Source organism: Pseudomonas protegens CHA0, from assembly GCF_000397205.1.
GTDB classification, from domain to species: Bacteria; Pseudomonadota; Gammaproteobacteria; order Pseudomonadales; family Pseudomonadaceae; genus Aquipseudomonas; species Aquipseudomonas protegens.
In genome coordinates this window covers 1,270,692-1,295,553 of record NC_021237.1, presented here as the reverse complement: position 1 = coordinate 1,295,553, position 24,862 = coordinate 1,270,692, and the positions used below count along the sequence as shown (strand labels likewise).

Sequence of the window (24,862 nt, the reverse complement as noted above, 5' to 3'; positions counted from 1 at the left end):
GCCGATGGCATGACCGAACCACCCCTCGCGATCCCCCCACGCAGCCAGGAACGGCTTGGGATCTTTCTCTGATCAAGGTTCAACCATGCACCGCAGGAATCTCCTCAAAGCCTCCATGGCCCTGGCGGCCTATACCGGCCTCTCGGCCAGCGGCCTGCTGGCCGCCCGCGCCTGGGCCGGCGCCGCTGATGGCCAGGCCCAGGCGTTCGATTTCGACCAGCTCAAGGCCCAGGCCAAGCAACTTGCCGCCAGCCAGTACGTGGACACCAAGCAGGTGTTGCCGCCCACCCTGGCGAAGATGACCCCGCAGAACTTCAACGCCATCCAGTACGACAGCAAGCACTCGCTGTGGAACGAGTTGAACGGGCAGTTGGACGTGCAGTTCTTCCACGTCGGCATGGGCTTCAAGCAGCCGGTGCGCATGCACAGTGTCGACCCCAAGACCCGCCAGGCGCGGGAGGTGCACTTCCGCCCGCCACTGTTCAACTACCAGAACACCAGCGTCGACACCGCCCAGCTCAAGGGCGACCTGGGCTTTGCCGGGTTCAAGCTGTTCAAGGCCCCGGAACTGGACAAGCACGACGTGGTGTCCTTCCTTGGTGCCAGCTACTTCCGCGCAGTGGACGCCACCGGCCAGTACGGCCTCTCGGCCCGTGGCCTGGCCATCGACACCTACGCCAAGCGCCGCGAGGAATTCCCCGACTTCACCCAGTTCTGGTTCGAGACCCCGGACAAGGACAGCACCCGCTTCGTGGTCTACGCCCTGCTGGACTCGCCGAGCGCCACCGGTGCCTACCGTTTCGACATCGACTGCCAGGCCGAACGCGTGGTGATGGACGTCGACGCCCACATCAATGCCCGCACCGCCATCGAACAACTGGGCATTGCCCCCATGACCAGCATGTTCAGCTGCGGCACCCATGAACGGCGCATGTGCGACACCATCCACCCGCAGATCCACGACTCCGACCGCCTGGCCATGTGGCGCGGCAACGGCGAGTGGATCTGCCGCCCGCTGAACAACCCGGCGAACCTGCAATTCAACGCTTTCGCCGACAAGGACCCGAAAGGCTTCGGCCTGGTGCAGACCGACCACGAGTTCGCCAGCTACCAGGACACCGTGGACTGGTACAGCCGCCGCCCGAGCCTGTGGGTCGAGCCCACCACTGCCTGGGGCGAAGGCAGCATCGACCTGCTGGAAATCCCCACCACCGGCGAAACCCTGGACAACATCGTGGCCTTCTGGACCCCGAAAAAACCGGTGGCCGCCGGGGACTCGCTGAACTACGGCTACAAACTCTACTGGAGCGCCCTGCCGCCCGTGGGCACGCCCCTGGCGCGAGTGCACGCCACCCGCTCCGGCATGGGTGGTTTCGTCGAAGGCTGGGCCCCGGGCGAGCATTACCCGGAAGTCTGGGCGCGGCGCTTTGCCGTGGACTTCACCGGCGGCGGCCTGGATCGCCTGCCAGCGGGCACCGGCATCGAGCCGGTGGTCACCGCGTCTAACGGCGAGGTCAAGGACTTCAACGTGCTGGTGCTGGACGAGATCAAGGGCTATCGCATCACCTTCGACTGGTTCCCCACCAACGACAGCGTCGAACCGGTGGAACTGCGGCTGTTCATCCGCACCAACGACCGTACCCTGAGCGAGACCTGGCTGTACCAGTACTTCCCGCCGGCGCCGGACAAACGCAAATACCCGTGACCCGCTGCCAGCCCCGGCCCGCCCTACGGGCCTCTTCGCCGGCAAGCCGGCTCCTACAGACCACACCGCCTCCGTAGGAGCTGGCTTGCCAGCGAAGGCGTCGGTGCATACAGCGCCTGCCTCAAGGGCCTCTTCGCCGGCAAGCCGGCTCCTACAGATCGCACCGCCTCCGTAGGAGCTGGCTTGCCAGCGAAGGCAGCCTGAAGCCAGGCACAAAAAAACGGCCCACACGGGCCGTTTTTTACATCGGCAAAAGCCTAATCGCGCAAATCCGACTCATGAATCGGCTGGTCCCTGTGGGTCGCCCGCTGGTACTGCGCCGGCCAGATCGCCTTGCGCCCGCCCAGGTCGTCATCGGCATGCAGCGGCCAGTAAGGATCACGCAACAGCTCACGGGCCAGGAAGATGATGTCCGCCTGACAGGTACGCAAAATATGCTCCGCCTGGGCCGGTTCGGTGATCATCCCCACGGTCCCGGTGGCAATCCCCGACTCCTTGCGCACCCGCTCGGCAAAGCGCGTCTGGTAGCCCGGCCCGGTGGGAATCTCGGCATTGGCCGCGGTGCCTCCGGACGACACATCGATCAAATCCACTCCCAGGTCCTTGAGGCGCCGCGCCAGCTCCACGGTCTCGTCCGGGTTCCAGCCGTCTTCCACCCAATCGGTGGCCGACACCCGCACGAACAGCGGCAGCTCCTCGGGCCACACCGCGCGTACCGCCTCGGTCACCTGCAACACCAGGCGAATGCGGTTTTCGAACGAACCGCCGTATTGGTCCTGGCGCTGATTACTCAAGGGCGAGAGGAACTGATGCAGCAGGTAGCCATGGGCAGCATGCACTTCCACCACCTTGAAACCGGCCTCCAGCGCACGTTTGGCGGCCGCAACGAAGGCCTGGATGATCTCGCCGATCTGCCCTTCGTCCAGTTGGGTAGGCGGCGTGTGCTGTGGGTCGAAGGCAATCCGCGAGGGCCCCACCGGCACCCAGCCGCCATCCTCGGGTTTGACGCTGCCGGACTTGCCGAGCCAGGGCCGATGAGTACTGGCCTTGCGCCCGGCATGGGCCAGTTGGATGCCGGCCACGGCGCCTTGGGCGGTGATGAAACGGGTGATGCGCTGCAAGGGTTCGATCTGCGCGTCGTTCCACAGCCCCAGGTCCTGGGCGGTGATCCGGCCTTCGGCGGTAACCGCCGTGGCCTCGGTGAAGATCAACCCGGCGCCGCCGACGGCGCGGCTGCCCAGGTGCACCAGGTGCCAGTCGTTGGCCAACCCGTCCACCGACGAGTACTGGCACATGGGCGACACGGCGATGCGGTTGAGAAGGGTCAGTTGACGCAGGGTATAGGGTTCAAGCAGCAGACTCATGGGGCACCTCTCGGTCAATGGTCAGGCTCCAGGGTTCTGTTTGAACGGTCGACGAGTGACTGCGAAGTGAAGCGCCCGCCCCCGCGGGTAGAAGAATGACAAAAGGTCACAAGGCCAATCAGACAGTGCTTAGAGACTAGTCGACAACACTGTCGCCGGCAGGGTTCCTGATGCGTGCCCGGGCAAAAAAGGCGCTGCTCCCCTTGTAGCCGCTGCCGCAGGCTGCGATCGGCTGCGTAGCAGACGTGGGGCTTCAAAGGCCCTCAGAGGTCGGCGCAAGATTGCCGGCAAGGCCCTGCGGGCCTTTTCGCAGCCTCGCCACAGGCTCGGCAGCGGCTACAGGGGTTGCCAGCAGAGGCGGGGGAAGGTGGTGAGGACGCACAAGGCAAGGCCCGGCGCCCTTTCGCAGGTCAGCGCGGTTCGATATGGGCAATCATCAACTGCACGGTTTCCTGGCCACGGAACTCGTTGAGGTCGAGCTTGTAGGCCAGTTCCACCCAGCGGATGGTGGGGTTGGGCCAGACTTCGCGATCGATGCCGAAGGCAATGCCGTCCAGCTTCAGCGAGCCGCATTCGCTGCGCAGCACCACTTTCAGGTGGCGTTCGCCAACGATGCGCTGCTCCACCAGTTCGAACACGCCATGGAACATCGGCTCGGGGAAATGCTGGCCCCAGGGCCCGGCATGGCGCAGGGCGCGGGCCAGTTCCAGGTGGAACTCTTCCACGGCCAGGGTGCCGTCCGACAGCAGGCGCCCGGTGAGGTCTTCTTCGCGCAGCTGGCGCCGCACTTCTTCGTCGAAGGCCTCGGCAAAGGCCGGGAAGTTCTGCTCCGGCAGCGACAGCCCGGCGGCCATGGCGTGGCCGCCGAACTTGCTGATCAGTTGCGGATGGCGCGCGGCCACGGCGTCCAGGGCGTCACGGATATGGAAGCCCGGCACCGAACGCGCCGAGCCCTTGAGCATACCGTCGCCGGCATCGGCAAAGGCGATGGTCGGGCGGTGGTAACGCTCTTTCAGGCGCGAGGCGAGAATCCCGATCACGCCCTGGTGCCAGTCGGCGTCGAACAGGCACAGGCCGAACGGCATCGACTCCACCGGCAGTTCCTTGAGCTGGGCCAACGCTTCGCGCTGCATGCCCTGCTCGATGGATTTACGGTCCTGGTTCAGTTCGTCGAGCTGGGCGGCCATGGCCCGAGCGGCGGAAACGTCGTCGCTGAGCAGGCACTCGATACCCAGGCTCATGTCGTCCAGGCGTCCTGCAGCGTTAAGCCGCGGGCCGAGGATAAAACCCAGGTCGGTGGAGGTGATGCGCGAATGATCGCGCTTGGCCACTTCGAGAATCGCCTTGAGCCCCGGCCGCGCGCGACCGGCGCGAATCCGCTCCAGGCCCTGATGCACCAGGATGCGGTTGTTGGCGTCCAGGGGCACCACGTCCGCCACGCTGCCCAGAGCCACCAGGTCCAGCAGCTCGCCAATGTTCGGCTGCGGCCGGGTTTCATAGCGACCCAAGCTGCGCAGGCGTGCGCGCAGGGCCATCAGCACATAGAAGATCACCCCTACCCCGGCCAGGGCCTTGCTCGGAAACTCGCAGCCCGGCTGGTTGGGGTTGACGATGGCGTCCGCCGCCGGCAGTTCATGGCCGGGCAAGTGGTGGTCGGTGACCAGCACTTGCAAGCCCGCTGCCTTGGCCGCCGCCACGCCTTCGACGCTGGAGATGCCGTTGTCCACGGTGATCAGTAACTGCGGCTCGCGCTGCAGGGCCACGGCGACGATTTCCGGGGTCAGGCCGTAGCCGTATTCAAAGCGGTTGGGCACCAGGTAATCGACATGGGCCGCGCCCAGCAGGCGCAGGCCCAGCAGGCCCACGGTGCTGGCGGTGGCGCCGTCGGCGTCGAAGTCGCCGACGATGAGGATACGCTGGCGCTGGTCCAGAGCGGTCACCAGCAGGTCCACCGCGGCGTCGATACCCTTGAGCTGCTGAAACGGGATCAGCCGCGCCAGACTCTTGTCCAACTCCTCCACCGATTGCACGCCACGGGCGGCATAAAGGCGGGTCAGCAGTGGCGGCAGATCGCCAAGAAAGGGCAGGACGGCGGGCAACTCACGGGGTTCGATACGCATGGGCTAACAGCAACTTCTCTGGGGGGACGGTGGATCGTTCAGGGGCAGAGCGGGCGATCAGCCGCGCTCGCCCAGCAGCCATTCCAGCTGCACTTCGTGCTGGCCGCGATCGTCGGTGACGAAGATCGTGCCTTCGCTGATCATCACGTCCCACTTGATGACGCGCGGCATGTCCTTGGCCAGGGTCTCGAGGACTTCCTGGGGCACGCCGGCAATGTTGAGGTTCTTCAGGTTCTTCACCGCGTCCAGCACCCGGGTCTGCCAGACCCGCAGGCTGCCGTAGGCCAGGAGGCTGGTGCGTTCGGTGCGGCGCGAGCACCAGGTCAGGCGATCGGCGTCCGGCTGGCCAACTTCGATCCAGTGCAGGACGCGGTCATCCAGGCTCTTTTCCCACAGGGCGGGTTCATCCACGTCCGACAGACCCCGACCGAACGACAGGTGCTCGTTGTACCAGAAGGCGTAGGACAGCAACCGTACGGTCATGCGCTCTTCGGTTTCCGAAGGGTGACGGGCGATGGTCTGCTTGACGCTTTCATAGACCCCACGATCGAGGTCGGTCAGGTTCAATTCGAATTTGTAGGTGGTGGACGGCTGGGCCATGTGCGGGCTTCTTGAGTGTGCGAAAAGGCGGCAAGTCTAACCCGAAACCCGCCGCCCTGCCCGACCGCTGACCGGGCCACCCCCGCCCTGGATGACATCCGCTGAAACGCATTGGCTGGGTAAAGTCGGTTGCCAGCCTGTAGCCATGGCTTTATAACCCCGCGCAAACCGGCTGACGCGCACCGCGCCAGAGCCGCTGTGCAATAGAAAAGGACGTCCATGACCCTCTTTGTCACCCTGCTCGTCATCGTGCTGCTGTTCATCGCACTGATCCTGTACTTGCGCCAGAAATCCGCCGACCAGCAGCAGTACCTGGAACAGACCGGCAACCTCACCGCCCAGATCAATCAGACCCTGCTGATGAGCAAGGCCGAGCCGCAGCTGGCCCTAGAACTGGCGCTGCAACTGCCGGAGGGCGAAGCGCAGCAGTTGGCCTTGCAACTGGTGGCCAGCGAGCTCTATGTAGCTGGGCACAAGGCCCAGGCCACGGCGATCTACCAGCAACTGCCGCCTCACGCTCGGGAATACGTGCTCAATACCCTGATTGAAACGCTGCTCGACAGCCAGGATACCCAGGCCTGCCTGGAGCTCCTGGAGCACTGGGGCGAATCCCTGCCCAGCTGGCCGCTGTTGCAGGTGCCAATCCTCCAGGCCCGCGGTGAACAGGCGCGCGCCCTGGCCCTGATCGGCGAGCTCGGCGACCCGAAAAACCCTGCGGCCCATGAACGCCAGAGCATCGGCAATCTGCTGATGCTGTCGCGCCTGCAATTTCAGGCGGGCATGCAAGACGCCGCGCTGATCAGCCTCGAACAGGCCTGGGCGAGCTTCCAGCAACCCGGGCAGGAGCGCTATCACACTGTGCTGCGCAGCCTGTTCGACGCCTTCGCCACCCAAGGGCATGCCGAGCGGATTCTGGCCCACTCGGCCGAACTGCCGGCCGAGGAACAGGTGCAGGCGCTGATCGCGCTGTTCGATGCCGGCCAGGTGGAGCCGGCCTTCAGCTTGCTGGCCGACAACGGCACCCTCTACTCCTCGACCTACAGCGACCTGATGGACTCGGCCCTGAAACGCCAGCCAACCGAAACCGCCCTGCGCCTGCTGGACCTGACCCCCGAGATGCACCAGCACAGCCTGCTGCTGCAACTGCTCAACCATCTGGCGGCCCAGGGCCAGACCGCCGAAGTCGAGGCCCTGCTGCAGGCGCGAGCCAGCCACGAGTCGCAGCGTCCGGGGCTGATGCTCAACCTCTGCGATGAGTTGCACCAGGCGCAGCCGCAATGGACCACAGCCCTGCTGGCCCAGGCCCTGCAACTGATCGACGGCTACAGGAATGAACATGAGTTCTACAACAGCTTGCGCATGCAGGCCCTGCAAACCCAGCTACTGATGCAAAGCCACCTGCCAGCTCATCGCCGGGACAGCTGGCTGGTGCGCAGCAGCATCGAGGAAATGCACCGCCTGCGCCAGCAGATGCCCGGTGACGAGCAATTGCTGCATCTGTGCGACCAAGCCAAGCTGCTGCACGCCCTGGACCAGACCGCCCAGGCCAGGTCCCTGCTGGAGCAGGCGGTGCAGCTACTGGATGGCGAGCCGCTGCCGGATGTGGATGAGATGGACGCCCGCTTCTACCTGGAGGACATCGCCAGCGCCTACCTGAGCATCGACGATGTACAACAGGCCCAGGCCCTGCAGGACCGGCTCAACGCCGAGGATTCGGGCAGTCGCATCCTGGAAGAGGAACTGCTGCTCAACCATATCCAGCATCAGCGTTACGCCCAGGCCATCGAGGGCCTGAACCTGGGCATCCTGCTCAGTGACAAGAAGCCCCTGTCGCTGCTGTACCAGGCCCTGGAAGACCTGCAGCAGCGTGCCCCCGAACGTGCCGGCGAGCTGAAACAGCAACTGATGGCGCGCATCGCCAACGGCCAGATCTGGCTCAGTTCCCAGACCAACTGACGTCCCCCCGGTTGCGCGCCCTTGGCGGGGCGCGTCACCGGCCAACAGCCGCACCCGAGGAAGATTCATCATGGAAGTACTTGTCATCCTGCTGCTGATTACCGGCGTGATAACGCTGCTGGTGGTCTATGCCAACAAGCGCAGCGCCGGCAATGACCTGGGCATCACCCTGGACGAGGCGGCGCAGATCAATCGCGCGGCGCACCTGAGCGCCATCGAACCGCAAGTGGGCCTGCAACTGGCCCAACGCCTGACGGGCAAAGCCCGGCAACTGGGGCTGTTCCAGATGCCCGCAGCGCTGTACCGGCAGGGGCACCCGGAACAGGCCCTGGAAGTACTGGCCGAGCTGGATGAAACCTACCAGCCCATGGCACTGAACCAGTTGCTCGAAACCCTGCTCGACAACGACGGCCCGCAGGCTGTGCTGGGCTTGCTGGAGCGCCTGCATCAACCCCTGCCGTCAGCGCCCTTGCTGCGCATCCCGCTGCTGCTGGCCAAGGGTGAACACGAGCAGGCCCGCGCCTTGCTGGTGACCTTCGGCGTCAACCAGCTGAGCCCGGACTCCCCCGGCGAGCACCGGCAGTTGGCTGCCCTGCAACGCAGCTTGGGCCTGGCCGACGAGGCTGCCATCAGCATCGGCCTGGCCTGGCAACTGCTGCTCAAACAGCCGGTCAACGAACTGGACCCACACGAGATAGAGCAGACCCTGCGCGAGTACCGTGCCCAGGGGCAAGATGCGCAGTTCCCGGCCATGGCTGCGCAATTACCCGGATCGGCTCGGATCATCGTCGTGACCCTGCTCATGGAAACCGGGGAATTCGAGGCCGGGTTCGAACTGCTGGCGCAGGCCCCCGAGCCCGAGGACTACTTCGGCTACCCGCCGCTGCTCAAGCTGATACTGGACGCCAACCGCCCGGATCTGGCTCCACGGCTGATCGCCCAGATACCGGAAAGTTACGCCAGCGATCTACTGCTGAGCCTGTTGAACTGGCATGTCGGGCGCAATGAAATGGCCGAGGCCGAGGCGGCCTTGCAGGCCTGCGCCGTTTCGCCCTCGCAGCGTATCTGGTGCCTGGTCTGTCTGTGGGGGACCTACGTCGAGGAACACTCGCAATGGTGCGCCCATCTGCTGGAGCAAGCCTTGCTGGCACTGGAGACCTTGCGTGGCGATGAGCAATGGCCGTGGTTGCGCCTGCTGATCCTGGAAACCCAACTGCGGGTGCAGGCCGACCTACCGCGCCTGCGCCGCGACAGCTGGCTGATCCGCAACAATCTGGAGGAAATGGCGCGCCTCAACACCCAGCTCGAATACGCCGATCGACCGATGAAACTGGCCTTGCAGGCCAAGCTGCTGCACGACCTGGAGCAGACCCGGCAAGCCGGTGAACTGCTGGACCAGGCCGTGCAAGCCCTCGACGACAGTCAGAATGCGCCTCTGGATCCAGCGGAAAAAAACTTCTTCCTGGAACAGCTGGCGCTGAGCTACGTCTACATCGACGACCAGGAAAAGGCTGTCGAACTGAAAGCTCGCCTGGAGCAGCAGGCGGCCTACACCCACCAGTTGAGCCAGGCCATGGTGCTCAAGCACATCCACGAGCAACGCTTCGACGAGGCGATTGCCGGGCTGGAACCGAGCAACCTGTTTATCGGCGAAAACCCGGTGCAACAGTTGCACCTGGCCCTGGAAACCCTGCGCCAGAGCGCCCCGGAAAAAGCCCAAGGGCTGTGCCAGAAGTTGATCGACCACCTGGCCGCCGAGAGCGCCTGGGGCCAGCCGAACGCCGCCTGAGGCCGCGTCAAGGCCCGCCGCTGCACGCCTTAACGCGGCGCGTAGCGGCTCCAGAGTTCGTTGAACTCCTTGAGGTAACTGGCCACCAGTTGCGGGTGGTCGATCACCAGCAGGTTTTCCTCATTGCCGGTGGTGGCGCTGCGGGTCCAGTTGAAGCTGCCGTTGAGCAGGGTCCGGCCATCGAACACGGCGAACTTGTGGTGCATGTGGAACGGCGTGTCGTCGATCCGCACCGGCACCCCGGCCTCGCGCAGCGCGGCGATATCGCTGCCGACATCGAACTGCTTTTCACTGTCGCTGATCACCCGTACGGCCACGCCGCGCTGGTGGCAGGCGCGAATTTCGTCGCTCAGTTGATCGTCGGAAATGGTGAACACGCAGATATCCACCGAGACTCGGGCCTGGCGGCACAGGTCGCGGATCTTGCGCCGGCAGTCTTCGCCGGGGCTGAAGTGGGCGCTGGCCATGTCCCGCACCGGGGCGCTGTTGGCGTCCAGGGTCTTGATCACTTGTTCCAGCCACTTCAACGCCGGCAGCACATTGACGCTGTCCGCCAGCGCCAGCTCGCGTACCAGGTCAAAGGCACGGTTACGCATGTAGCGCACCTGGTCCTGGCCCAGTTCGCTGCCCAGCTGGCGCAGCTCGTCCCGCTCTTCGTTGCTCAGTTTCAGGTCCAGCACGCTGTCGCGCAGTTGCTGGTCCAGGTGGGCAAAATCCATGTCGTGATCCTTGGCTGTTCGCCGGCAAGCCGGCTCCTACGGTTGGGAGTCCTTGAGGGTCGGAACCTCGCCGTTACTGAGCATCTGGCTCAGTTCGTCGAGGCGCGTGGCAATGTCGCCAATGCGCTGGTGGCTGTGCAGGTCGACATCGATCTTCTTGTGCATGACCTTGAGCAGCGGCAGGAAACTCTGCTCCAGGTGCTCGGAGAGGTTCTCCAGCACTTCACGCATGCCTTGCTGCGGCGCGGGCCGGGCCAGGCCGCGCACGCCTTCCACCAGATCGTTGAGCTGGGCCACGACGCGGGTACCGACATCGCTGTCGCTGCCGCCCATGGAACGGTTGCGCACGAAGTCGCGCTTGATCTGGGTCCAGCGCTCGCTCTGCTCCGGGGTCTGGTTGCCCCGCAGTTCGGCGAGCTTGAGCAGGTTCTCTTCGGCGCCGGTGGTCAGCAGCTGGGATTCGCCCTGGTAGTGGTCGGCCAAGAGTTGCAGGAGCTCGGCGTCGTTCATCACCGCCGAGATCTTCTCGGCCATCTTGTTCATGTTGCGGTAGCTGCCCTGCAGCTTGAACGGCGGCTCGCTGCGGTACTGGTCGGCCTGGGCGGCGCTGGCGATGTACTGCTGGTTGACCCGCAGCACCACGTCGCGCACCTGCATCAGGCGTTGCAGGGTGGTGGTGATCTCGTTGATCTCGGCACCGCTGTAGCTGTGGCTCAGCTCGTTGCTGGAGAAGGCCTTGCCCTCGGCCTTGGCGACGAAGCGGTAGACGTCCGCCATGTCGCGGGTGGCCAGTGGCGCCAGCACCGGGTTGGAGGTCAGGCCGTTCTCGATGTAGCTCAGGGCGAAGGCGTCCTGCATGCCCCCCAGGGTGTCGCCGAGGTTATAGATGTCGGCCCGGTTGGCCAGCATGTCGGGGATCTTGAACACTTCGCCGGACTCGGTGTACGGGTTGCCCGACATCACCACGCAGAACTTCTTGCCGCGCATGTCGTAGGTCTTGGTGCGGCCTTTCCACACGCCTTCGATGCGCCGGGTGCCGTCGCACAGCGAGATGAACTTCTGCAGGAATTCCGGGTGGGTGTGCTGGATGTCGTCGACATAGAGCATCACGTTGTTGCCCATCTCCAGGGCCAGGTTGAGCTTCTCCAGTTCCTGGCGCGAAGTGGCGTCCGGCGCCTGGGCCGGGTCCAGGGAACGGACCTGGTGCCCCAGGGCCGGGCCGTTGATCTTCATGAAGATCAGGCCCAGGCGGTGCGCCACGTACTCCATCAGGGTGGTCTTGCCGTAGCCCGGTGGCGAAATCAGCATCAACAGGCCCATCAGGTCGGTGCGCTTGTTCTCGCCCACGGTGCCCATCTGCTTGGCCAGGTTGTCGCCGATAAAGCCCAGGTACACATCGTTGATCAACTTGTTGCGCACGAAGGAGCTCAGCGGCCGCGGCTTGAATTCGCTCAGGCGCAGGGCCGAGCGTTCACGACTGATGATGCCCTGGCGCAGGCTCTGGTAACGCTGCAGGCCAGGCAGGAATTGTTCGCGGTGAGCCCGCAGGCGAGCGAAGAAGCCGTCCACGGTGAGTGACAGGCTGCGCTCCTGGATGCGCGGGTGCTCACCCATCAGGTTGTCGACCTTGAACCGCAGATCGACTTCGGTGATGCGCTTGGCAAAGTCTTCCCGCAGCAGCGACAGGGCCACCGCCTCGGGCACGTAGTCGGCCCACTCGGCGAACTCGCCCTCGGCGCACAGGGCCGAGAGCCAGTTCTCGGTCAATGCCCACTGTGCAGCAGGCCGTTCCACCAGCCGCGCCAAGGCCTGCTGGTAGTCGTCCCACATCCGCGCGCCCTGCAGACGCAGGGTCAGGGCTTCCTGCAGCTGCTTGGCGTATTTGCTGAAGGTGAATTCGATGCGTTCTGCGGCCAGTTCCTGAACCAGGTACTCGGCAGCCTCCGGCAACAGCTCCGCGGCCAAGGTGAAGGCGTGCTGCTGATGCCAGCCACCCAGCGCCACGAGGATTTCCTCCTGCAATTGCAGCAAGCCTTCACGACGCCCGAACAGTTGCTGGATATGCCGGCTGGTACGGGCACGTTCCACCCATTGCCGAGGTTGCGGCTGTTCCTGCTGGCGATCCCAGAAGAGGGTGGCAAAGGCACGGGCAGCCGCGCCGAAACGCAGCAGGCCGGCGCTGTCGCGCAGGGGCAGCAGTTGCAGGAGGATCGCTGCGGCGTCGTGGTCGTGGATGCCCTTCTCGTAGCCTTCCTTGTAGCGCGGCGCGGCAAAGTCGCGGATCACCCGCGCCAGTTCTTCAGGGTGCGCCAGCAAGGGTTTCAGGCTTTCCAGGCTCAGGCCTTCCTCGCCCCGATCGGCGGCGTCCAGCACTTGCCCGGCGAGGTATTCGGCGCGGTACAACTGGGCCGATTCCGACTCCAGGGCTACCTGCCAGAAGTCCCGCAGGGCCTCCAGCTCGGGGTCGCGCAGGGGTTCGAGGAAATCCGTGCCGGTGAGGTGCAGGTGCAGCTCATCGCCCCGGGGCATCAGGGTCAGGTCCAGCTCCTGGGTGTTGACGCTGAAGCGGTGGCGCGGCCCCAGCTTGATGACGTTGCCGCCCTCTTCGAACAGCTCGGTCTTGTCGCGCAGGGCACGCACGGCCTGGTCCCGGGCGCCCTTGAGGCGCGACTCGACATCGTCGGCCTTGACGCTGTCCTTGAGCTCGCGCAAGCGCTCGGCCAGCTCCCGCAGCTTGAGGATCAGCGGGTCGGCGGCGAAGAACGCATTGAGCTCTTCGGCCTGGGTGAACTTGGCGGTGCGCCGACCGAGGCTGTCGAGAATCCGCCGCGCGGCATCCAGCAGGCCCTGGGCCTTGCGCTGGCGCTCGTCGAGCAGCGATTGCTTGTGGGCCTCGAAGGTTTCCAGCAACTCCTCGCGCTTGCCGAGGATGTCGCCGAGGAACTGTTCGTGATCGCCAAAGCGACTCTCCAGCTCCTCAAGCTGTACCAGCAAGCGCGACAGTTGCTCATCGCAACGCTCGGGGTCCTGGGCCTGGGCCAGGGCGTTGGTGATGCCCTGGCTGAAGAGTTTGAACTGGGCGCCGAACTGGGCCACGGTCTCGGTCGAACCCAGGGCCTTGCGCCGTTGTTCGGCGCGGGCCTTGGCCTGGTTCAGGCGGGCGTAGATCTGCGAGATGGATTCGATGATCCGGGTGCGCTGGGTGGCGTCGTCGATCTGCAACGAAGCCATCAGGCTCGACAGCATGTCCAGGTCCCCGGCCATGGCTTGCAGGGCGCCCAGGGGCTCGCTGAGCTGGGCCACGGTTTCGGCTTTCTGCGCCTGGGCGTCCAGGGTTTCGAGCTGGGTGACGAAGGGTTGCAGGGCCTGCTCGCTGGCAAGGAAGGTCGCGGTGCCGGCGGCAGTGCGTTCCTGGGCCTTGAGCAGCTCGGCTTCCATGGCGTCGATGCGCGCCACGTCGATGTAGCGGTAGTCGCGAATGGTCAGCAGCAGGCCGCGCTGGGTGGTGATGCCGTTCAGCGCATCGACGAAGCTCTGCACCTGGTCCCAGCTGTCCACCAGCAGGCTGTCCAGCAGGGCTTTCTGCTTGGCCTCCGCGGCCACCATGGCCTGGTCCGACTGGCGGCGGATGCTTTCGACCTTCTCGTATTCGTCCAGCACCAGCTCCGACGTGGACGCCACTTCCCGCAGCAGCGGGGCCAGGCCGTCCAGCTCGTCGCTGCCCAGCCAGTGGTACACATCGAACAGCCGACGGGTGTTCTGGCACAGCAGCGAATAGCGCTGCACCGACACCGCCGGGGTATCGATCTCGCGGCACAGATCGTAGAGATCGGACACGCTGCGCACCAGTTCGGCATTGCCGATGCGTCCGAGAAAACCGCTGCGGGTCGGCTGCCGCGCGGCGTACTCCTCGGTGAAGAACGGTGTCTGCCAGACCTGCATCGGATGGACCCGGGTCGGCTCGTCGCCCTCGGCGGCGAAGATCACCATGCGCCCGTCTTCCAGGCGCGCGTAACCGTGGCCGAACAGCGGGTTCTGCAACTGGCGGTTGATCATGTTGTAGGTCAGCAGCACCGAGCGGCCCTGCTCCGGGTGGTAGAAGATGTACTGCACATCTTCACCGTTGGGCGAGCGCACCGAGCGCTTGAAGCGCATGCCTTCCATGGACTGTTCGAAGGTCTTGTACTCGCCGCTCTGCAGGTAATAGCCGCCGGGGAAGATGATCCCGTGGTCTTCCGGCAGCTGCACGCAGGCCAGGCCGATGGCGTCGATGCGCTCCACCTGGCGAGTCAGGCTGTTGAACACCAGATAGCGCCACTGCTCTTCGCGGTACGGCAGAACCTTGAGCAGGATCAGGCTGCCCAGGCGGGCGAATTCGATCTGCGAGTCGTCCAGGGACTGGGTCTTGTCCAGCACCTCTTCACGGTAGATGCCCAGACCCGACTCGGTGTTGTTCTCGACCTTGATGGTCAGGTCGCCGCCGATGGTTTCGACGAACACCGTGTCGAGGATGTTCAGGTGCGGGAAGCGGCCTTCGACCACCATCTCGCGGGTGGCCTTCTTCCATTCGAAGTCGAAGGGCGCCGGCAGGGCGATATCTCGCTCGCCGCGATTGTCGATGTAACGGACGTCCCGTCCGTCCACCGAGATCGACCAACGGAACACCCGCACATCGGTGACGCGCTCGCCGATCTGGAAACTCGCCAGCAACTTGCCGTCACGGATCGCCAGTTGCAGCAGGCGGGTGTTCTTGTAATAGGTGTAGAGCTCGTTGAAATCGTTGAGGAAGCCCTGGGCCGCCAAAAAACTGCCTTCCAGGGGCACGGGCTCGGCTTCGTAGCCTTCGCCCTCTTCCACCAGGCGGTAGAGGGAAAACACGTCGGCGACGCTGGTTTCCTTCTTCAGGCCGATAAAGACGTTGTAGCCAAACAACAGGCAGTCGCCGACCTGGACGATGTCCCGGGCGATGCAGTTGTTCTCGGTACGGATGCGCACCCGCCCGACCACTTCCATGCGGCTGTTGCCGAACTCGTCGAGACGCCTCTGGTTGAGGTCGTCAGTGGTGGCCCGCAGGCGCTGGCCCTGGTCCAGCAGGCGCTTTTGCAGCACCTCATAGGCGCCGCCTTCGGCGACGGCCTTATCCAATACGTCCTGTGGGGGAGTTGCGACTTGAGCGTCCGACATCGTGGCCTTCCTGGATCTACGGCGGTGTGCAAAAAAGCGGGCTCCTCAAACCTGGAGCCCTGCACCTGAAACCAGCCAGCTGAAACCCGCCGCCTGACACCTGCCCTGCAGCCGTGGATAAAAACGGTGGCTACAGGATCAGGTGAGGGCTGGTGAATCAGCTGTGGTCAGGCATTTCAGGCTTCGGCAGACGGAGCGTCGGCCTTGCGCGTAACGGCAGCGGCGGCCAGCTCAGCGGCTACGGCCGGAGCGCCCTTGCCATTGAGCAGGCGTGCCAGGACGTCCTGGACCACCGGGCTCTTGCCCACCACGCCCTCGATGGCCTTGCCCACCGACAGCGACTTGGCGAAGGAGTTGAAGAAGTCGCCTTCGCCACCAACGATCTCGATCTTGGCCTTGCTGAGGGCGGCGGACAGCACTTCGGCCTGGTCCTTGGCGATTTCCTTGTTGGCGGCGATGGCGGCCATCGCTTCCTCGAAGTTCTTCTCCAATTGCATGCGGAACTCTTCGTGCTGACGTGCGCTGTCGCTGAGGGAGTCCAGGGCACCGAACTTCTTGCCCAGGCCTTCGGCTTCGGCGTTCAGACGCTGCAGCAGCACTTCGGCTTCAGCCGAACCCAGGTCCTTGGTGGCCTTGGCCTTGGCCGCGCCCAACTGTTCTTCGCCACGGGCCTGGGCACCGAGCTTCTCTTCCATGACCTTGGCTTCAGCGAGGCCGTCCTTCTCTTTGGCAGCCGCCTGGGCTTCCATGATGCGGGCGTCGGCCAGGCCTTTTTCCTGCTCGCCACGGGCTTCGGCAATCAGCTGCTCGGTGCGTACGCGAGCCTGGGCCAGGCCTTCTTTTTCCTGGGCCGCTGCGGTGATTTCCAGCACGCGGGCATCGGCCAGGCCAGGCGCGGCGCGCTCGGCTTCCAGGCCTTCGGCCAGGCGTTTCTTGGCTTCGGCCTGTTTGGCCGCGGCTTCCAGTTCGGCCTGAGCCAGGTTGTTGATTTCCACGGCCTTGTGCTTGGAACGGGTCTCGTCGGCTTCGGCCTGCTTCACCTGGCGCACCAGGTCCTGCTCGGCTTCGGCCTGGGCCTGGATCACCACCACTTGCTTGGCGCGCTCGGCTTCGGAGACTTCGCGCACTTCCTTGATCCGCTCTTCCTCCTGGGCCACGGTCTTCTCCACCGCTACCCGCTCACGGATCACTGTGGCGATGTTCTTGCGCTGCTCTTCCAGAGCCTTTTCTTTCTCGATGCGTTGCAGTTCCACTTCACGCTCGCGGGCCACCACTTCCAGGTCCTTGGCGCGGGTGACTTTCTCGACTTCGATGACCACCGCACGCTGGCGGTTCTGCTGGGCCACTTCGACTTCGCGCTGATGGTTCTCGGTGCGCACGTCGATTTCCTGCTGGGACTGAATGCGTGCCTGTTCGGCCTTCAGGCGCTCTTCTTCCTTGACCTTGGCGGTCTCGGCTTCCTCGCGGGCACGGATGGTTTCGATCTCGCGCTTCTGCCGGGCTTCGGCATCGGCCTGCTGGCGTTCGAGGGACAGCGAGGCTTCGCGGGTCTCGACGTTCTTCTTCTGGATCGCCAGTTCCTGGTTACGCTCCAGTTCGTTGGTGATGACGTTCTGCGCCGCGGTCAGCTCGGTGATCTTGCGGATACCCTCGGCGTCGAGAATGTTGCTCGGGTCCAGGGAGTGCTTGGCGGTCTGCTCCAGGTAGTCGATGGCCACGTCTTCCAGCACATAGCCGTTGAGGTCGTTGCCGATGATCTCGATGATGCGGTCGCGGAAGTCCTGGCGGTTCTCGAACAGCTGGACGAAATCGAACTGCTTGCCCACGGTCTTCAGCGCTTCGGAGAACTTGGCGTTGAACAGTTCGTTGACCGCGGCGCGGTCGGAGGCACGGTCGACACCGATGGCCTTGGCCACCTTGAGCACGTCTTCCTGGGTTTCATTGACCCGCAGGTAGAAGGCCACGGTGATGTCGGCGCGCATGTTGTCGCGGCAGATCAGCCCGTCCTTGGCCCGACGGTCGACTTCCAGGGTGATCAGCGAGATGCGCATGAACTCCTTGAGGTGGATCACCGGGTACACCAGGGCACCGGTGAAATGCACCTTGGGGGTCGAGGACATGTCGTTGACAATCAACGCCGTGCCTTGGGGAACCTTGATATAGAAGGCCTTGAACAAGGCCAACAGGCCGAAGACCACCAGGACGACGAGGCCGATCCCGAGCAGGATGGGCAGCAGCGACGGTAAATTCATGCAATCAATCTCCTTTGATTCTTGAGGGAGCCCGGGCTCAGAGGCCGCGAAACTCGTCCTCTGTAATGACCCGATAGGCGTGTTGCGCCTCCAGATACTCCAGTAACACGACGCGATCGCCGCGTTTGAAAGCTCGTGCCTCATCGGCACGCACACGCAGGATCAGGCCCGCGCCGCCGTCCTCGAGCACGGCTTCGCCATGTTCCAGGGTGACTCTGCCGCTGCGTACCACAGCCGTCTGCCCCAGCACCGACTTGCTGCTGGTGGCCTCCATCTTGAGAAACAGCGGGCGCAGCGGACGACAGATCGTCGCGCTGATGGGCGCTGCCAGGAACAGTGCGAGCACCGCCAGCAACAGGCCCAGGGGATAGCGCAGCCAACCCAGGGGCAGGTGGCTGAGCACGTAGAGTTCGGCGAAATAGGTCAGGAACCAGCTGAAGAACATCAGCAGGGTCAGCACCAGGGTGACCGGCACCCCGTTGAGTTTGAACTTGATCAGCAGCCCGGCCAGGCCTTCGCCGGCGTGGGCACTGTCGAGCAGCGAGTCGGCCTCAAAGTCCAGCAGGTCGACTTCAAGCATGCCCATGGCCACCACGGCCCAGTAGATCACGGCCAGGCAGAGCATGAAGCTGAACAGCACTGTGGGGAACGACAACACTGTCTGCAGGAAGATTTCCATTGCTTTCCTATCCCTGAAAAAGCCGGGCAAGGCCAGGCGGCCCCGCCCCTACAACACAACGGTGAATCAGGACTTGCTACGGTCCTTGAGGCGCGCCAGCACGCTGTCGGCGCTGGTGCTGCCGGCAACGATCCCGGCTTCACGCAACTTGGCATCCAGGGCATCGTCCGGGCTGCTGGTACTGGCCAGCTCGGCCGCGGCGTCCATCTTTGCCGCGCGCTCGGCCTGCTTCTGCTTGATCCGCTCCAGGGACTCCACGGCGGTGTGCAGCTTGCTCTGGGAGCCGCCGTAGCGCTGGGCCACGGCCTGCTGGGCCTTCTGCACGCTTTCGGTGGCCTTGACGGTATCCACCTGTTGTTTCAAATGCTTGATATTGCCCTCGGCCTGGGTCACGGCCTTGCGCAACTGCGCGACGCTGGCGGCAAAACCATCGGCCTGCTCACGCTCCACGGCCAGGTCATTTTCCAGGTTGGCGATCTTTTGCGCCACTTCCTGGGCAAGGGCTTCGTTGCCCGCTTCCAGGGCCTTGAGGGCGTAGCTTTCATACTCGGCGATCTTGGCCGCGCTGCCGTTGGCGCGCTCGGCGGCGAGTTTCTGCCGGGCCATGATCTCGGCCAGGGCTTCCTTGGACTTGCGCAGTTCCTGATCGGCGTCGCGGATCTCCTGATCGAGAATCCTCAGTGCCTGGCTGTCCACCAGGGCCTCGCCCGCCTCATTGGCACCACCGCGCAGCGCGGTGAGCAGCTTGCTCCATACGTTCATGTGCATTCCTCCAGGTCAGGCCTGAGCCTTCAGGTAGCCTTCGTAGGCCTCGGTTGCCCTGATCACGTTGCTGGCCAGGGTTTCGATCTCGTAGAGCACGTTGGAGAGAATCGAGGTTGCGCTCAGGGCGCCGTACATCATGTAGTGGCGCTCACCGCCAAAGCGGGTTTCCAGGCCGATGCTCGACAGCGGGAACAACTGGCGGCTGAGCAACACTTCCTCGTTGAACGCGGCCACATCGGTCACTTCGCTTTGCGGCCACAGCAGCGCCTCCACCAGGATCTGCTCGCCGGACAGGGCCACGAACAACGGCAGGTCGCCGTATTCGCGCATGGTCACGTGCAAGCTCGGCTCGGCACCCTCCAGCAGTTCAACGCTGGCTTCGCCACTGCTGAACAACTCGGTGGCTACCAGGGCCTGGCACAGCGATCGGGCATTCCAGATCTGCGGCATGCTCATTTCTCCATCCTTTTCCACAGGAGCCAGCCCTTCTGAGGGCTGACGCAGTTTGCGTTCAACCGCCAGCAACGCCTGGGCGTTCTCCGGCAGTATCCAGACTTCCTTTTTCACCAGGCCCTGATCACGCAGGCGCTGGCGGAATAAACGTTGGTAATGGGCTGAGGATTTGTTTTCCATGGCGCAGAGACTAGAACATCACATGTAAGGTTTTCAATTCATCACATGTAAAATTTACAGGCGACATTTGTAACAAGAAATATCAGGAGGATCGCTCGGCAAACAGCCGCAAGGCATCCATCGCTGCATAGACCCTTTTACAGCTTTCGCAACCGCTCTTTTTTCAAGCGGCGTCATTAAACCCTGCCGCCCAATGGAATGAGAAGCACAATAATCCTTGGCCCGAGCGGGAAATAATCGGCAAAGGCAGGCGTCAGGCGCTGCCTTAATGGCGACCAATGGTCTAGGCTAGGCGGATTTTCCTGCCCAGCGGATGCCCCATGACCAGCCTCAGCAAGCCCCTCGCCGGATTGAAAGTGATAGAACTCGGCACCCTGATCGCCGGCCCTTTCGCCGCGCGCATCTGCGCCGAGTTCGGTGCCGAGGTGATCAAGGTCGAGTCACCCGATGGCGGTGATCCGCTGCGCAAGTGGCGCAAGCTGTATGAAGGCACCTCGCTGTGGTGGTTCGTCCAGGCACGCAACAAGAAGTCCCTGACCCTGAACCTCAAGCACCCGGAAGGCCTGGCGGTGCTCAAGCAACTGCTGGGCGAAGCGGACATCCTGATCGAGAACTTTCGCCCCGGCGTGCTGGAAAAACTCGGCCTGGGCTGGGACGTGCTGCACGCCCTCAACCCCAAACTGGTGATGGTGCGGCTATCGGGCTTTGGCCAGACCGGGCCGATGAAGGACCAACCGGGCTTCGGCGCGGTGGGCGAATCCATGGGCGGCCTGCGCTACATCACCGGTTTCGAGGACCGCCCACCGGTGCGCACCGGAATTTCCATCGGCGACTCCATCGCTGCCCTGTGGGGGGTGATCGGCGCGCTGATGGCGCTGCGTCACCGCGAGGTCAACGGCGGCCAGGGGCAGGTGGTGGACGTGGCGCTGTACGAGGCGATCTTCGCCATGATGGAAAGCATGGTTCCGGAGTTCGATGTATTCGGTTTCATCCGCGAACGCAGTGGCAACATCATGCCCGGCATCACCCCTTCGTCGATCCACACCAGTGCCGACGGCAAGCACGTGCAGATCGGCGCCAACGGCGATGCGATCTTCAAGCGCTTCATGCTCCTGATCGGCCGTGAGGACCTGGCCAATGACCCGGCCCTGGCCAGCAACGACGGGCGCGACACCCGCCGCGACGAACTCTATGGGGTGATCGATCGCTGGGTGGCGTCCCTGCCCCTGGAGCAGGTGCTGGAGCAGTTGAACCAGGCCGAAGTCCCGGCGAGCCGGATCTTCAGCGCCGAGGACATGTTCCACGACCCGCAATTCCTCGCCCGGGAAATGTTCCTCCAGGCCAGGCTGCCGGACGGCAAGGCCTTCAAGATGCCCGGCATCGTGCCAAAGCTCTCGCAGACTCCGGGCTCGGCCGACTGGGTCGGCCCCGAGCTCGGCGAACACTCCAGCGAAGTTCTGGCCGGCCTGGGCTACAGCAGCGAGCAGATCCAGGACCTGCGCAACTCTGGGGCAATCTAAGCTGAAACAGCCGTCTCACACTGCCCCCCCGCAACGGGCCCAGCGACGCCCGAGGCCAGGCCTTGGCCGGTTGACGATGGCGCTCGCGACCTGCCTGCTGTGGCTGCCCTGCGCCCCCGGCCACGCCGGCGAAATGCTCACCTGGCTGCTGCGCGACCTGCCGCCGCTGAATATTTTCGAGGGCCAGCAAAAAGGTCGAGGAGTGGTCGACCTGCTGATGCCGCAATTGATTGCCAGCCTGCCGGAGTACCAGCACGAACTGGTACGGGTCAATCGCGCCCGGGGCATGCAGATGTTGCGCGACCCTAGCTTCACCTGTGATCCGGCGCTGATCTGGAACAAGGAGCGTGCGCAATGGGTGGCCTTTTCCATCACCAGCTTTCGAGTGCTGAGCAATGGCCTGGCGATCCGCCGTGCCGACCGTGAACAGATCGCGCACTTCATCCATGACGGCAAGGTCGACCTGCATGGCCTGCTCGACAGCGGCAAGGAACTGATCGGGGTGGTGGCCGAGCGCAGCTACGGGCAACAGCTCGACAACCTGCTGCAGCAGGTTGCTCCGCAGCAAATCCGCGCCCACTACGGCAACGACGCCCTGGGCAGCCTGCTGCAGATGCAGCGCCTGGGGCGCCTGCAACTGCTGTTGGGCTACTGGCCGGAAATCCGCTACCAGGCCGTGCAGCAGGGCATGGACCCGCAGGATCTGGAGTTCTACCCGGTCGAAGGCACCAGCAAGTATCAGGAAATCCACGTCGGCTGCTCCGATACCCCGCAGGGCCGCAAAGCCATCACCCGGATCAACCAGGCCCTGCTCAAGCTGCGCGAGGAGCGACTGGTGGAGTTGTATGCCGCCTGGCTGGACCCCGGAATGCGCGATGAATACCGCGCCGATGCCCGGGCCTACTTCCAGGACTTGAAGGACCACTGACAAACGCCGGGCAAAAAGAAACCCCGAGAAGTGGGGAGACGACTCGGGGTTAAACGTGGTCTTTGCAGACCCGTACCAGCAGGCCACAAGCACCGGAGCACAATGCCTGATCCTGCTGATACTGAGTCTGACTGACGGGCCTGGCGGAAGGTTCCGTAAAATTTCAGATCAATTGCGCCGGGCGAACGCCTTGTCTTCGGCGGCATGGCGCAGGGCGGCGATCACGCAGGGTTCGAGCCGGCCTTCGGCGATCAGCACATCACGGTGCAGGCCGTCCACCACATCAGTGAGCAGGCGCTTGTCAGTGAGCTGGGCCCGATTGACCTCACGCTCCACCACGATGGCGCCGGCAGCATTCTTCAAGGTCACCAGGCATTCGCCCCGAGCCCCGCAAGGCGTCAGAGCAACCTGGTAAGGGCTCAGGGCCTCACTCAATAAAAGACTGATACTTTCCATCTAGATCACCACTCAATAGCTCGAATTAAAGGTTCGAAAACAAAAATGCCGGTAGCTTTCTGACATTCAAGTGACCATCGCTCAGAGAAGAAAGTTCGCCACACCTACTGCTGCCGACCTGAGTCAATCGAGCATGCACGGGTAATATGACAGCTGAAAAACGGCCGACCAGGCGCAAACAACGCCGCCTTTGCATTGGAGCTCAGCTTTGAAAGCAACGACGAACAACAAATTGCGCATCATCCTTGCCGACGACCACCCGATCTTCCTCATTGGCCTGCGCGCCGTCCTGGAACAGGACGACAGCCTGGCCATCGTCGGCGAGGCCAGCTCGCCCTCCGCCCTGGCGCAACTGATGCAGGAGATCGAATGCGATGTGCTGGTGACGGATTTCATGATGCCAGCCGAACAGCAGAACGACGGCCTGCGCCTGATCGAACAGCTGCGCCGCCGCCACCCCGACCTGCCCATCGTGGTGGTGACCATGCTCAACCACCCCGGGCTGTTCCGCTCGATCCTCGATCTGGGAGTAACGGGCCTGCTGAGCAAGGCCAGCCTGGCGGACGAGCTGCCGACTGCCATCGCCCGGGCGCGGCAACACAAGCCCTACATCGCCCAGGCCATCAAGCAGGCCCTGAGCCTGGCCGGCGAAGTGGGGCCGGACCGCCTGGTTTCCAGCGATCAGTTGTCGCCGCGGGAGCTGGAAGTGATCCGCCTGTTGGCCGCTGGCCATGCGGTCGGGGAAATTGCCGCGCAACTCAACCGCAGCAAGCAGACCGTCAGTGCGCAGAAGGTCAGTGCCATGCGCAAGCTCGGCCTGTCCAGCGAAGCCGCGCTGTACATCTACGTGCAGGAGCACGGGCTGTCCTAGGCACACAGGCCCTCAGCGCCAGCCCCCTCAGCACCCCGGTCCAGCGCCTGCGCCAGCCACTGGCGCATCTGGGCAGCGCTCATCGGCCCGGCCAGGAAGCAGCCCTGCAGATGGGCTGCCCCCAGGGCCTTGGCCGCCTTATAGTCGGCCTCGCTCTCGATCCCGGCCACCACCACTCCCAGGGACATGCGCCGGGCCATGTTCATCGCCCCACCGACCAGGGCCACCTTGCGCTCGTCGGCCGCCATGCCCGCCACGAACACCGGGGGAATCTTCAACTCGGTAAAGGGCAGTTCCAACAGGCGCTGCAGGCTGGTGCCGCCGATGCCGAAGTCGCCGATGGACAATTTGCAGCCGATCATCCGCAGGCGCAGCAGCGCCTCCACATGGGCGGTATCGGTCTGTAGCCGGGTGGTGTCGATGATTTCCAGGGTCAGCAGCCGGGCTGGCACTTCGAAACGCCTGAGCAAGGCCTCCAGCTGACGGGGAAACAGCGGCCGTTCAAGGATGCCGATGGGAATGTTCACTGCCACCGGCAACGAATGGCCCATCACCAGCTTCACCCCGGCCGCCAGCTCCAGGGCCTGTTCCAGCATGTGCCAGGTAAAGATCTCCTGCAGGCCGGCGAACTCGATCAATGGCAGAAACTCCCCGGGCATCAGCAGCCCGCGCTCGGGGTGCTGCCAACGGGCCAGGGCCTCGACCCCCTGGAGCTCGCCGTGGGGCTGGATGACCGGCTGGAAATGCGCCACGCCGTGGCCCAGGATCGCCGCCAGCCCTTCCTCCTGGGTGACGCTGTCGAGGGAAAACGGCTCCAGCCCGAGCAAGTCCCGCAGCAACGCCTGATCCGGCGCCGGCGCCCCCTGCCTGGAGTGCTGCTGGTAGGCCGTGAGCAAGTCGCCGATCACCGTCACCGAGGCCGGCTTGGGCAGGCAGCCCAGCACTTTCAGGCCCAGCTCCCGGGCCATGCCGGCCGCCCCCTCCAGCACATCCTCTTCAGCATCGCTGAGGATGATCAGCGCCCGGGCCCGCTCCTGGCGGGCCAGGTCACGGATCAACTCCAGCCCGTCGGCCTGCTCCAGGTACAGGTCGCAGATGGCGATATCCACCGGCCCCTTGCTGTCCAGCGAACGCCGCGCGGCCTCGACACTCTCGGCGGTCAGCACATTGAACACGCCATTGGCGTTGAGCATCTGGTGCAGGGCCATCAATTGGAACGAGTTATCTTCGAGAATCAGCACTTTAAGCGAATGCATGGGGCAACCTCCGGTACGACGTGCGTGGCAAGTATCCACAACGAGCCGGCAGGTTAATCAGACAA

17 protein-coding genes are annotated in these 24,862 nt (G+C 64.1%); 6 read left to right on the top strand and 11 right to left on the bottom strand.

Going from position 1 to position 24,862, the window contains the following annotated elements; translation table 11 throughout:
- Positions 1-85 precede the first annotated feature (85 nt).
- Positions 86-1,705, top strand: coding sequence for a glucan biosynthesis protein D (locus PFLCHA0_RS05695; protein ID WP_015634296.1), 1,620 nt, complete (start codon positions 86-88; stop codon positions 1,703-1,705).
- Between the two features lie 257 nt (positions 1,706-1,962).
- On the opposite strand, the gene PFLCHA0_RS05690 is transcribed toward PFLCHA0_RS05695, so the two are convergent.
- The 3 genes from PFLCHA0_RS05690 to PFLCHA0_RS05680 form a co-directional block, all read right to left on the bottom strand.
- A complete protein-coding gene (locus tag PFLCHA0_RS05690; RefSeq protein WP_015634295.1) occupies positions 1,963-3,069 on the bottom strand; it encodes an NADH:flavin oxidoreductase/NADH oxidase in 1,107 nt (368 codons plus the stop codon).
- Positions 3,070-3,479: 410 nt separating this feature from the next.
- Positions 3,480-5,189 carry a single-stranded-DNA-specific exonuclease RecJ gene (recJ, locus tag PFLCHA0_RS05685; protein ID WP_015634294.1) on the bottom strand — a complete coding sequence of 570 codons (1,710 nt, stop codon included), beginning with the start codon at positions 5,187-5,189 and terminating at the stop codon, positions 3,480-3,482.
- A 57-nt stretch (positions 5,190-5,246) separates the two neighbouring features.
- Positions 5,247-5,789, bottom strand: a complete 543-nt coding sequence (locus tag PFLCHA0_RS05680) for a YaeQ family protein (protein WP_015634293.1) — start codon at positions 5,787-5,789, stop codon at positions 5,247-5,249.
- A 219-nt stretch (positions 5,790-6,008) separates the two neighbouring features.
- Between PFLCHA0_RS05680 and PFLCHA0_RS05675 the strand changes: the two genes are divergently transcribed.
- Both PFLCHA0_RS05675 and PFLCHA0_RS05670 read left to right on the top strand, forming a co-directional pair.
- Entirely contained in the window at positions 6,009-7,745 is a 1,737-nt protein-coding gene (locus PFLCHA0_RS05675) for a hypothetical protein (RefSeq protein ID WP_015634292.1), read from the top strand.
- 70 nt (positions 7,746-7,815) lie between these two features.
- Positions 7,816-9,534: a tetratricopeptide repeat protein gene (locus PFLCHA0_RS05670; RefSeq protein WP_015634291.1), complete on the top strand. Its 1,719-nt coding sequence runs from the start codon at positions 7,816-7,818 to the stop codon at positions 9,532-9,534.
- A 29-nt stretch (positions 9,535-9,563) separates the two neighbouring features.
- Here the strand turns inward: PFLCHA0_RS05670 and PFLCHA0_RS05665 are convergent, their stop codons facing one another.
- The 6 genes from PFLCHA0_RS05665 to bacA form a co-directional block, all read right to left on the bottom strand.
- The gene (locus tag PFLCHA0_RS05665) at positions 9,564-10,253 is read right to left on the bottom strand and encodes a phospholipase D-like domain-containing protein (protein ID WP_015634290.1); all 690 of its coding nucleotides are present in this window, start codon (positions 10,251-10,253) and stop codon (positions 9,564-9,566) included.
- 36 nt (positions 10,254-10,289) lie between these two features.
- Positions 10,290-15,437 (bottom strand): DNA repair ATPase, encoded by a 5,148-nt coding sequence (locus PFLCHA0_RS05660; RefSeq protein ID WP_015634289.1) that lies wholly within the window; start codon positions 15,435-15,437, stop codon positions 10,290-10,292.
- A 176-nt stretch (positions 15,438-15,613) separates the two neighbouring features.
- On the bottom strand, positions 15,614-17,689 hold the full coding sequence (locus PFLCHA0_RS05655; protein ID WP_015634288.1) for a flotillin family protein: 2,076 nt from the start codon (positions 17,687-17,689) through the stop codon (positions 15,614-15,616).
- A 37-nt stretch (positions 17,690-17,726) separates the two neighbouring features.
- The gene (locus PFLCHA0_RS05650; RefSeq protein WP_011059461.1) at positions 17,727-18,368 is read right to left on the bottom strand and encodes an OB-fold-containig protein; all 642 of its coding nucleotides are present in this window, start codon (positions 18,366-18,368) and stop codon (positions 17,727-17,729) included.
- A gap of 66 nt (positions 18,369-18,434) precedes the next feature.
- The gene (locus PFLCHA0_RS05645) at positions 18,435-19,130 is read right to left on the bottom strand and encodes a PspA/IM30 family protein (protein WP_015634287.1); all 696 of its coding nucleotides are present in this window, start codon (positions 19,128-19,130) and stop codon (positions 18,435-18,437) included.
- 15 nt (positions 19,131-19,145) lie between these two features.
- Positions 19,146-19,766 (bottom strand): biofilm formation regulator BacA, encoded by a 621-nt coding sequence (bacA, locus tag PFLCHA0_RS05640; protein ID WP_011059459.1) that lies wholly within the window; start codon positions 19,764-19,766, stop codon positions 19,146-19,148.
- Between the two features lie 320 nt (positions 19,767-20,086).
- On the opposite strand from bacA, the gene PFLCHA0_RS05635 reads away from it, so the two are divergent.
- Both PFLCHA0_RS05635 and PFLCHA0_RS05630 read left to right on the top strand, forming a co-directional pair.
- Positions 20,087-21,286 (top strand): CaiB/BaiF CoA transferase family protein, encoded by a 1,200-nt coding sequence (locus tag PFLCHA0_RS05635; RefSeq protein ID WP_015634286.1) that lies wholly within the window; start codon positions 20,087-20,089, stop codon positions 21,284-21,286.
- Positions 21,287-21,362: 76 nt separating this feature from the next.
- Positions 21,363-22,214, top strand: a complete 852-nt coding sequence (locus PFLCHA0_RS05630) for a TIGR02285 family protein (protein WP_015634285.1) — start codon at positions 21,363-21,365, stop codon at positions 22,212-22,214.
- Between the two features lie 168 nt (positions 22,215-22,382).
- Here the strand turns inward: PFLCHA0_RS05630 and PFLCHA0_RS05625 are convergent, their stop codons facing one another.
- The gene (locus PFLCHA0_RS05625) at positions 22,383-22,670 is read right to left on the bottom strand and encodes a DUF3509 domain-containing protein (RefSeq protein ID WP_011059456.1); all 288 of its coding nucleotides are present in this window, start codon (positions 22,668-22,670) and stop codon (positions 22,383-22,385) included.
- 208 nt (positions 22,671-22,878) lie between these two features.
- Here PFLCHA0_RS05625 and PFLCHA0_RS05620 point away from each other — a divergent pair, with 208 nt between their 5' ends.
- Positions 22,879-23,541: a response regulator gene (locus PFLCHA0_RS05620; protein ID WP_011059455.1), complete on the top strand. Its 663-nt coding sequence runs from the start codon at positions 22,879-22,881 to the stop codon at positions 23,539-23,541.
- Here PFLCHA0_RS05620 and PFLCHA0_RS05615 read toward each other — a convergent pair.
- Positions 23,538-24,797, bottom strand: coding sequence for an EAL domain-containing response regulator (locus tag PFLCHA0_RS05615; protein WP_011059454.1), 1,260 nt, complete (start codon positions 24,795-24,797; stop codon positions 23,538-23,540). The genes PFLCHA0_RS05620 and PFLCHA0_RS05615 overlap by 4 nt on opposite strands.
- Positions 24,798-24,862: the final 65 nt, after the last annotated feature.

Bases quoted from the DNA above. Each gene is read 5' to 3' on its own strand.
- PFLCHA0_RS05695 (WP_015634296.1), top strand. From the start codon at position 86: ATGCACCGCAGGAATCTCCTCAAAGCCTCCATGGCCCTGGCGGCCTAT.
- PFLCHA0_RS05690 (WP_015634295.1), bottom strand. From the start codon at position 3,069: ATGAGTCTGCTGCTTGAACCCTATACCCTGCGTCAACTGACCCTTCTC.
- recJ (WP_015634294.1), bottom strand. From the start codon at position 5,189: ATGCGTATCGAACCCCGTGAGTTGCCCGCCGTCCTGCCCTTTCTTGGC.
- PFLCHA0_RS05680 (WP_015634293.1), bottom strand. From the start codon at position 5,789: ATGGCCCAGCCGTCCACCACCTACAAATTCGAATTGAACCTGACCGAC.
- PFLCHA0_RS05675 (WP_015634292.1), top strand. From the start codon at position 6,009: ATGACCCTCTTTGTCACCCTGCTCGTCATCGTGCTGCTGTTCATCGCA.
- PFLCHA0_RS05670 (WP_015634291.1), top strand. From the start codon at position 7,816: ATGGAAGTACTTGTCATCCTGCTGCTGATTACCGGCGTGATAACGCTG.
- PFLCHA0_RS05665 (WP_015634290.1), bottom strand. From the start codon at position 10,253: ATGGATTTTGCCCACCTGGACCAGCAACTGCGCGACAGCGTGCTGGAC.
- PFLCHA0_RS05660 (WP_015634289.1), bottom strand. From the start codon at position 15,437: ATGTCGGACGCTCAAGTCGCAACTCCCCCACAGGACGTATTGGATAAG.
- PFLCHA0_RS05655 (WP_015634288.1), bottom strand. From the start codon at position 17,689: ATGAATTTACCGTCGCTGCTGCCCATCCTGCTCGGGATCGGCCTCGTC.
- PFLCHA0_RS05650 (WP_011059461.1), bottom strand. From the start codon at position 18,368: ATGGAAATCTTCCTGCAGACAGTGTTGTCGTTCCCCACAGTGCTGTTC.
- PFLCHA0_RS05645 (WP_015634287.1), bottom strand. From the start codon at position 19,130: ATGAACGTATGGAGCAAGCTGCTCACCGCGCTGCGCGGTGGTGCCAAT.
- bacA (WP_011059459.1), bottom strand. From the start codon at position 19,766: ATGGAAAACAAATCCTCAGCCCATTACCAACGTTTATTCCGCCAGCGC.
- PFLCHA0_RS05635 (WP_015634286.1), top strand. From the start codon at position 20,087: ATGACCAGCCTCAGCAAGCCCCTCGCCGGATTGAAAGTGATAGAACTC.
- PFLCHA0_RS05630 (WP_015634285.1), top strand. From the start codon at position 21,363: ATGGCGCTCGCGACCTGCCTGCTGTGGCTGCCCTGCGCCCCCGGCCAC.
- PFLCHA0_RS05625 (WP_011059456.1), bottom strand. From the start codon at position 22,670: ATGGAAAGTATCAGTCTTTTATTGAGTGAGGCCCTGAGCCCTTACCAG.
- PFLCHA0_RS05615 (WP_011059454.1), bottom strand. From the start codon at position 24,797: ATGCATTCGCTTAAAGTGCTGATTCTCGAAGATAACTCGTTCCAATTG.